Source organism: Vibrio sp. M260121, assembly GCF_036533715.1.
Classification (GTDB): Bacteria; Pseudomonadota; Gammaproteobacteria; order Enterobacterales; family Vibrionaceae; genus Vibrio.
Window position 1 is genome coordinate 80,582 of sequence record NZ_JATABF010000019.1, and the last position, 9,188, is coordinate 89,769.

The 9,188-nt window shown below is 43.2% G+C and carries 8 protein-coding genes and 1 rRNA gene; 8 read left to right on the forward strand and 1 reads right to left on the reverse strand.

Annotated features, from left to right (window positions below):
- Positions 1–267 precede the first annotated feature (267 nt).
- Positions 268–1,551: a chitin oligosaccharide deacetylase gene (cod, locus tag QTO06_RS12470; protein ID WP_331408299.1), complete on the reverse strand. Its 1,284-nt coding sequence runs from the start codon at positions 1,549–1,551 to the stop codon at positions 268–270.
- 248 nt (positions 1,552–1,799) lie between these two features.
- Between cod and QTO06_RS12475 the strand changes: the two genes are divergently transcribed.
- The 8 genes from QTO06_RS12475 to QTO06_RS12510 form a co-directional block, all read left to right on the forward strand.
- Positions 1,800–2,105, forward strand: a complete 306-nt coding sequence (locus QTO06_RS12475) for a PTS sugar transporter subunit IIB (protein ID WP_020197390.1) — start codon at positions 1,800–1,802, stop codon at positions 2,103–2,105.
- 87 nt (positions 2,106–2,192) lie between these two features.
- Complete coding sequence (locus QTO06_RS12480) at positions 2,193–3,527, forward strand: PTS sugar transporter subunit IIC (RefSeq protein WP_331408300.1); 1,335 nt, start codon at positions 2,193–2,195, stop codon at positions 3,525–3,527.
- A gap of 48 nt (positions 3,528–3,575) precedes the next feature.
- On the forward strand, positions 3,576–3,887 hold the full coding sequence (locus QTO06_RS12485; RefSeq protein ID WP_005441971.1) for a PTS lactose/cellobiose transporter subunit IIA: 312 nt from the start codon (positions 3,576–3,578) through the stop codon (positions 3,885–3,887).
- A 10-nt stretch (positions 3,888–3,897) separates the two neighbouring features.
- The gene (locus QTO06_RS12490; RefSeq protein WP_331408301.1) at positions 3,898–5,220 is read left to right on the forward strand and encodes a 6-phospho-beta-glucosidase; all 1,323 of its coding nucleotides are present in this window, start codon (positions 3,898–3,900) and stop codon (positions 5,218–5,220) included.
- A 17-nt stretch (positions 5,221–5,237) separates the two neighbouring features.
- A complete protein-coding gene (gene chbG / locus QTO06_RS12495; RefSeq protein ID WP_331408303.1) occupies positions 5,238–5,993 on the forward strand; it encodes a chitin disaccharide deacetylase in 756 nt (251 codons plus the stop codon).
- Positions 5,994–6,096: 103 nt separating this feature from the next.
- Positions 6,097–7,095: a LacI family DNA-binding transcriptional regulator gene (locus tag QTO06_RS12500; protein WP_331408304.1), complete on the forward strand. Its 999-nt coding sequence runs from the start codon at positions 6,097–6,099 to the stop codon at positions 7,093–7,095.
- A 139-nt stretch (positions 7,096–7,234) separates the two neighbouring features.
- Positions 7,235–8,485, forward strand: coding sequence for an HD-GYP domain-containing protein (locus QTO06_RS12505; RefSeq protein ID WP_331408305.1), 1,251 nt, complete (start codon positions 7,235–7,237; stop codon positions 8,483–8,485).
- A 556-nt stretch (positions 8,486–9,041) separates the two neighbouring features.
- A 16S ribosomal RNA gene (locus tag QTO06_RS12510) occupies positions 9,042–9,188 on the forward strand; the annotation flags it as partial.

The window sequence follows — 9,188 nt, forward strand, 5'->3', positions numbered from 1 at the left end:
GGAGTGCCTGTCCAATCAAGTCATCCGCCGATACCATATATAGAAAGATCGTTTTAATCGCGGTCTTTCTTCGTTTTGGGGCGTTTGGAAATGGAAGAAGGAAGTTAGTGTGTCTTCGCATTAGCTGTAGGAATGTTTGTCCAGTTAGGTTGGTGCGCCGATACTGTAGCTCAAGGCGGTGCCTCGACGTTTCTGAATCCTCAAAACAAAAAAAAGCGCGAGGGGTATGCCTCGCGCAAACTACTACATGGTGATAGTAGGAACAGCCTATAGAGCTGTGAACAAGGTGTTCTGTGTATTCGGAGTCCAGTCTGCTTGTGATACATGCGGTACGTTGACTAGATAGCGTAGGCCTTGGTAAGTCACGACATCACCTGCTTCATAAGAAACGTTAAGTGTCCAGTTTGTTGCAGGATCTGCATTGGTCCAAAGGCTAGAAGTAGAAGATGGTGCCCAGTCTTGCTGCGCGATGTGCGCTGTCACTGATTTGTAAACAGTGCCAGAATGCGTTACGTAATCACCAGCAGCGTATGCGTTGCCGACCTGCCAAACAGGCGTGTAGTTATCCATGGTATCGAAAGCGTATCCTGCTTCCTTTGCGATTTGGATAAACTTAGCCAACTTAGGTAAGTTTTTGGTTGCTCCCATGCCGCGTTTGCCATCTTCGAATAAGAACTCATGCGTTAACACGATAACTTTGTCTGCGTGTAGCGGGGTACCACAAGGGAATTCCTGAGCTTTGGAGTTGATAGGATTGATCGTTGTTGGTGCACAACTGTTAAGAGCGGCGTCGACATAGCCTAAGAAAGGTTCTGCTTCCGTCAAACTGTTGGCTGGCATTGCAATGCCCCAGTTCTCCGGGGCCCAGTCGAGATCCCACCCATGAGTTTGATAGCCTTTATTCGCAAGAATATTTTGTACTTCAATGGAAGCTTTTACACTGTTTGATGGATTATGTGTATCACACACATAGCCTGGTTCCCAAGGCTTTAGATCGTCAGAAGTTGCGCACAAGCCATCCGCTTTGAAGTTCTTTGTTACACGCCAACCATTGGTGTAAGGCAATCGTGCAAATTCTTCGCCACGATAGTTTGGATAACTGTTGATATTCGGCAAGTATCTTTCCAATACAGCTAAGTTCTCAGCAAACGTACCCGCATCATAAACAGGATCTTGGTAAGAGTTGATTTGATGATCGCCGGTTGCATTACACTCCGCGCCGCTGTTTGGGCCAAATTCCTCTACACAGTTATGGATCATGTGGGCGTAACTATGGTTAGCAACGATATGCCCAGTGTCTAGAGCAAGTTTAAGTGCTTCTAAAGCACGATCCTCATTCTCATCGCCAATGCCATCTAAGTGCCAAGCATTAAAGTAGAAAGTACCTTTAACGCCTTGTTCATTAAGCACATTAATCACATCAATAGAAGCGTTAATAGGGCCATCATCAAAGGTCAAATATATCGTGCCTTTTGGTGCAGTTTGGGCAAATGAAAATTGAGATAGCGCAGTACCTAAAAGTGTAACCATAGCCAGTTTATTTAATTTCATTTTCTATTCCTTTTTAGAAATTAATTATGACGTTGTCAGTAGTAATATATTGATAGTTATAAATATAAATTAATGCATTTTGTTATTTTGTTGGCTTTTATCCTAGACCTAAATAATTAATAAAAAATAGGCTGTATTTTCTAAAATGAGATTTAGTTCACGAACAATGCAACCGGTTGCGCTTTTTTGCGTTGGTTATTTTTGCTACAGTTTTTGTAGATTGAAATTTACACAACGGGAGTAAGGCTATGAAAAAAATTCTTTTGTGCTGTAGTGCTGGGATGTCGACCAGTATGTTGGTTAAAAAAATGGAGCAAGCAGCTGAAAAACAAGGCATTGACTGCAAGATAGATGCGCTATCAGTGAATGCGTTTGATGAAGCGATTAAAGAATATGACGTCTGCTTGTTGGGGCCACAAGTGCGATTCCAACTAGAAGAGCTTCGTAAAACAGCAAATGAACACGGCAAAAATATTGAAGCGATTTCCCCTCAAGCTTACGGAATGATGAAAGGGGAAGAAGTATTACAACAAGCATTAGAACTTATTAACTAATTCAATAATTTAAATAAAAGTAAGAGTTTTTAACTGAATATAAATATTCGGTACGAAATTCTTTTGTCTGAAATAAGGATGGAATCTATGAAGCTTTATGATGCGATTATCGGAATCGTCGAAAAGCATATAGCCCCAATTGCGGCTAAAGTGGGTAATCAACCTCATGTTAGAGCAATGAGAGACGGATTTATTGTGGCAATGCCGTTTATTATTGTCGGCAGTTTTATCTTAATTTTTGCGTTTCCCCCATTTGCTGAAGGTACCACGTTTACTTTAGGGCAAATATGGTTGGATTTCGCGACAACGCATTTCGATACCATAATGATGCCCTTTAATATGTCGATGGGGATCATGACCATATTTGTCTCGCTTGGGGTCGCCTACAGTTTGGCGAAGGCGTACAAGATGGACGGAATTACCAGTGCGGTTTTGTCACTCATGAGCTTTTTATTGGTTGCTGCTCCAGCCAAAGATGGCGCTTTAGCGATGAATCACATGGGAGGAACAGGGATCTTTACAGCGGTTATGTGTGCTTTCTTCTCAGTTGAACTGTACCGATTTATGAAGAAACATAACATTACTATTCGTATGCCAGAGCAGGTTCCGCCAGCTATCGCTCGTTCTTTTGAAGTTTTACTGCCAGTTTTGGCAATTTTCATTACGCTCTATCCGTTGAGTATTTTTGTTCAAACTCAATACGACATGTTGATCCCTGATGCCGTGATGGCAATGTTCAAACCATTGATCAGCGCTTCTAATACTTTACCAGCGATTATTGGTGCGCTGCTTGTGTGTCAGTTGTTGTGGTTTGCAGGTATCCACGGGGCGGCAATCGTTGTTGGTCTGCTATCCCCAATCTTCTTAACTAATATCAGTGCGAATATTGATGCGTTTGTTGCTGGTCAGCCTATTCCAAACGTATTCACTCAACCTTTCTGGGATTTCTATATCTTCATTGGTGGTTCGGGCGCAACGCTGGCGCTAGTCCTGTTGATGTGTTTCAGCCGTTCAGCGCACCTCAAAAGTATTGGTCGCATGAGTGCTGTACCGGGGTTCTTCCAAATCAATGAACCAGTTATTTTTGGTAGCCCTGTAGTGATGAACCCAATTCTATTTATTCCATTCGTATTTGCTCCAATCTTGAACGCAACCATCGCATATTTTGCTGTGCATCTTGGTTTTGTTGGTATGGGTGTCGCGACCACGCCTTGGACAACGCCTGCGATTATTGGTGCGTCATGGGGAAGTGGTTGGACATTCACACCTGTTTTGTTGGTGATTGGCCTGCTTATTCTTGACCTCTTTATTTACCTGCCGTTCTTCAAGATGTTTGAGAAACAGGTACTTGAGCAAGAATTACCGAGCAATAAAGAATCCAAAGAAGCAGAGCAGCCTTCGGGCGAAGGCGTGACGGCTTAACTATTAATTGGGCTGTGATTTGGCAGCCCTTCTTTTCGGAGAGAAGACATGGAACAAGAATTAGTTGTGATGGAAATTATCTGCAATGCTGGTGAGGCTAGAAGTCTAAGTTACGAAGCGTTACGTCTATCGAGAGAGAAAGACTTTGTTGCTGCAGAGGAAAAGCTTTCTCAAGCTAGAGAGTGCATTAACAAAGCACACTTGATTCAAACTCAGTTGATCGAAGAAGACCAAGGAGAAGGCAAAGTACCAATGACGTTAGTGATGGTACATGCTCAAGACCATTTGATGACCACAATATTGGCGCAAGAAATGGCCGTTGAAATCGTCGCGCTGAATAAGCAACTCGCTGAGAAGTAAGGAAACCATTATGCCAAGAGATGCAATCAAGCTTGCCATTATTGGTGGCGGCAGCAGCTATACACCGGAACTGGTCGAAGGGGTGATCAAACGCTTGGAGTTTTTGCCAGTCAAACAGATGCACTTTGTGGATATTGAAGCAGGCGCTGAGAAGCTAGAGATCATCAAGGGCTTAGCTCAGCGTATGGTGGATAAAGCTGGTGCAGATATTGAAATCAAAGCTGGATTTGACCGACGTGAGGCGATCAACGGAGCCGATTTTGTTATGACTCAATTCCGAGTCGGTGGTTTAGCTGCACGAGCTAACGATGAGCGTATCCCAATTAAGTACGATGTCATCGGTCAAGAAACAACAGGCCCTGGTGGATTTGCAAAAGCATTACGAACTATTCCCGTGATTCTGGATATTTGTAAAGATATTGAGGAGCTTGCGCCAAATGCTTGGATGCTGAATTTTACCAATCCTGCAGGTTTAGTTTCTGAAGCGGTGAGCAAGTACTCTAAGGTTAAAAGTATTGGTTTGTGCAATGTCCCTGTCTCGATGGAGATGATGGTAGCTGAAATGATGGAGTGTGAACCGAAGGAGCTTCAACTCGAGTTTGCAGGCTTGAACCATCTTGTCTGGGTGCTAAAAGCTTGGTTGAAAGGCGAAGACATTACTCAAACGGTGCTAGAGAAAGTCGGTGACGGTGCCAATTTCAGTATGAAGAACATTTGGGAAGAACCATGGGATCCTGCATTTCTAAAAGCGTTAGGCGCAATACCGTGTCCTTATCATCGTTACTTCTATCAAACCGACGCAATGCTAGCTGAAGAAAAGCAAAGTGCAGGGGAGCAGGGGACACGTGCTGAGCAGGTGATGGAAACAGAAAGTGCACTCTTCAAACTTTACCAAGATCCAAATTTAGACCACAAACCCAAGGAGTTAGAAGAGAGAGGTGGCGCTTATTACTCTGATGCTTCTTTAAATCTTGTGGATTCGATTTACAACAATCGTAACACTATTCACGTTGTTAATGTGCTAAATAATGGTGCAATCAATGGCTTAGCTGATGATGCCGTTATTGAATGCAGTGCCGTTATCGGAAGTTGGGGGGCAAAACCTCTGGCTGTTGGCAATTTATCTACCAATATCAGTGGATTGCTTCATCAAGTAAAAGCCTATGAGCAACTCGCAATAGAAGCGGCGGTTGAGGGGAGTTATGACAAAGCCTTAATGGCATTAACTAACAACCCGTTGGTTCCAGATATTGGTCGTGCGAAATCCATCTTAGATGAAATATTGGAAGTGAATGCGCCATATCTGCCGCAGTTTAAACTGACGACTTTGTAACTCGAGGAACATCGCGAATGAAAGTGATTTTTAACGCAGATGATTTTGGTTTAACTCAAGGTGTAAACAACGGCATTATCAAAGCCCATCAACAAGGTGTTGTTCTATCGACAACCATGATGATGGGTATGGACGCAGAGCAACACGCTGTTGAGTTAGCGAATCAGAATCCGAACTTAAAAATTGGCGTCCACCTTCGTTTTACTGCAGGGAACCCTCTAACTGGGCATCCAAATCTTACCTGTGATGCGGAGCAGTTTGTTCGTTTTAACGAGTTATGGAAGAAGCGTGATTTCCAAGAAGAGGCGGTTTACCAAGAAGCCGTTGCTCAAGTTGAGCATTTTCTTTCATTGGGATTATCGCTTAGCCATATAGATAGTCATCATCATGCTCATACTCATCCTCAATTATTGCCAGTGATTCGAAGAGTGGCTGAGCAGTATCGAGTACCGTTGCGTGGTAGCGGTTTGTGTCATATCGACTGCGATACCACGTATCATTTTACCGATGAGTTCTATGATCAGGGGGTGAGTTTAGATGGTGTTATGGCGCATCTAAAAAGTCTCAAGTCTCAATATGATGTGGTTGAAGTAATGTGTCACCCTGCTGATGTCGATCAACACTTATTGTCTATTAGCGGCTACGCTCTGCAGCGAGAGTTAGAACTTCAGGTGCTAACCTCTCCAATATTAAAGCAAGAGCTGGCCGAGCACGGTATGAGCATCACGGATTATTCGACACTCATTTCTACTCGTAAATTTGCCAGTGTATGATTAAGGCTGCCAGCATCGCCCCCCTGCACACCTTACGATTTGCTGGCAGTCACTTTCTGGTATTGTCTCCATTAACAAAAAGCAGTTGGATTGAATAAGCACGATGGCAAGGATTAAAGATGTCGCTGAACTTGCGGGAGTAAACCGCTCTACCGTTTCTCGCATTATTAATGGAGAGGGGAAGTTCAGAGAAGAAACAAAGAAAAAAGTTGAAGCTGCGATGGCTGAACTTAACTACCGCCCAAGTGCTATTGCCCGTTCGCTTGCAACTTCATCTAGCAACATGGTTGGTTTGTTGGTGACGTACTATACCGGTGGATTCTTTGGTGAGATGATGGAGCAAGTGCAGACCGAATTGGACATGCATAAGAAGTTCCTAATTACAGCGCAAGGACACCATTCGGCGGAAGGGGAAAAGGAAGCCATTCAGCGTTTTAATGATCTGCGGTGTGATGGTTACGTGCTTCATAGCCGCTACCTATCTGATGATGATTTACGAGAGCTAGCCAAGTTGCCAACGCCGTTTGTATTACTCGATCGTTATGTCGAAGGCATAGAGGAGCGTTGCGTCACCTTCAACCATCATCATGCCAGTCGAATTGCCGTTGAACATTTAATTACTGGTGGTCATAAACATATCGCTTGTATCAGTGGTCCTTCTCAACGTCATAATAGTTTATTGCGAAAACTCGGCTATGTGGATGCAATGAAAACGGCTGGCATTAAGATAGACGAAAGCTGGTGTGAAGAAGGCAATTACGGACGCCAAAGTGGTTATGATGCAATGGCCGCTATTTATCACCGCCATCCTGAAGTGACGGCTGTGTTTTCATGTAGTGAAGAGATGACGGTCGGAGCGATGCAGTTTTTGCATGAAAAGCGTATCCCAGTGCCAGAACAAATCTCATTGGTGAGTTTTGATAGTGTGGATTTGTGTGAAAGCTTATATCCAACGGTGTCTGCCGTACACTTCCCAATCAGCGAGATGGCTAGAGTGGCAGTTCAAACGTTAATGGGGTTAATCAAAGATCAGCAATCACACACCAAGCCAGTATTTGAAGCAGAGTTAAAACTACGCAAAGCGGATCGAACTCTTTTCTAACCCTTCTTTATTACTCTCTGTGCGAGTTTGTTGATGACATGCACAGAGAAGCTTCATTCATCTCCCTTATTGATGAATTCATTTACAAAATCTACTAGTATTAGAGGCTTATCAATAAAGTCTTATCAGCAGTGGAACAGTGGCAGCAATTAAACTTACAGTGGATCGTATTCAGCCCGGGTTACATATCCGTCTTCCGCTAAAGTGGAACGATCACCCATTCCTACTTAATAGCTTCAAGATTAAAGACCAAGAACAAGTGGAGATGATTCGTCACCTTGGTGTGAAGTTTGTGTACTTTAATCCGGAACAAAGCGATGCATCTCCTCTTCCTGCGAATCAGCCTCAAGCCGAAGTTAAAAAAGATGATACCTTAGATCTTGAGGCTCAAAAATTATGGCAAGAGAAGCAAAAACGAATTGAAAAGCTGAGTGCTTATCGTCGTCGCGTCATTCAATGTGAAAAAGAATTCGAACGCTCACTCGCTCGAATGCGTTCTGTGATGACAAAAATTCGTAACCGTCCCGCAGATGCGGTAGGGGAAGCAAAACAACTGATCGACGACATCGTTGAGAAGTTAATGTGTGATGACAATGTGACTTTGCACTTAATGAACGGTAAGAACGAGTTCGAAGATATCTACTTCCACTCTCTTAACGTTGCCGTTATTGCGATGATGATTGGGCGAGCGAAAGGCTATTCTGCCGAGCAACTTAAAGCACTTTCGTTTGCTGCGTTGTTTCATGACATGGGCAAGATCAAAATCCCAACCGCTATATTAAGGAAGCAAACGCCACTGAGTGAGCCCGAAAGCAACTATCTAAAGCTGCACACTAAGTACGGCTTAGATATGGCTAACCAAATTGAAGATTTCCCCGATAGCGCAAAAACCGTTATCGCTCAACATCATGAACTTCGCGACGGCTCTGGCTACCCAGAGGGTTTGAAGGGGGATGAGATTGATGAGCTCGCACAGGTGATTATTGTTGCTAATGCTTTTGATAATCTGTGCCATACCCCAATCGCTTCTGAACAGAAAATTCCATATACAGCACTTTCCCACTTATATAAGAACTGCAAGCACCTATATAAAGAAGAGAACCTTAATATCTTAATTAAGTTTATGGGCGTATTCCCTCCAGGGACAGTAGTTCAGCTTTCTAACAATATGGTGGGCTTGGTTATCTCAGTGAACGCATCTCACTTATTGTTCCCGAATGTACTGGTCTATGATCCTGCTGTTCCAAGAACGCAAGCTCCAATCATTGACCTTGCATCTAAGGATATAAAGATAGTTAATGCTATTCATCCGTCTAAATTGCCGGAAAAAATCAAAGAGTATCTTAATCCGCGCTCACGCATTTCCTATTTCTTCGATAGCGATGAGTAGTTATCCACAGCTTTTTGTGGGTAAATTGTAGAGATCCTGAGTGTTATTTCTGAGTAATTTTAAGGTTGGATGGAAAGTGTTCGCTTGGCATGTTTTTTTAGAAAAAATGCATTTTTAGTATTGCCAAAGAAAATCTTCTCCCTATAATGCGCATCCATCGACACGGCAGGCGCCACAAGGCTTCAGCAGGGTCGGAGAGGTAAAAAGCTTCTACGAAAAATTAGTTGAAAAAAGTGTTTGACACTCTCAATTATCTCGCTAGAATGCACCTCCGCTTTGAGAGAAAAACTTCTCGATAAGCAAGCTCTTTAACAATATAGACCTATCAATCTGTGTGGGCACTCGTTGATGATAATCCAATTAGAAATTTCTCTTAATAAAGAGCGGTTTCAAATTAGGTTTCAATGAAACGAAGTGACCAATCAAGTCTTCGGACTTGGCACAGTCAATTCATTATCGTTCTGTTGGAACGATAATAGCTTTAAAATTACATTAGTAGTTTTGAAGTCAGTATTCATTGAGCCTCTCCCTATTTATTTAGGGAATCAAAAACTTTAAATTGAAGAGTTTGATCATGGCTCAGATTGAACGCTGGCGGCAGGCCTAACACATGCAAGTCGAGCGGAAACGAGTTATCTGAACCTTCGGGGAACGATAACGGCGTCGAGCGGCGGACGGGTGAGTAATGCCTAGGAAATTGCCC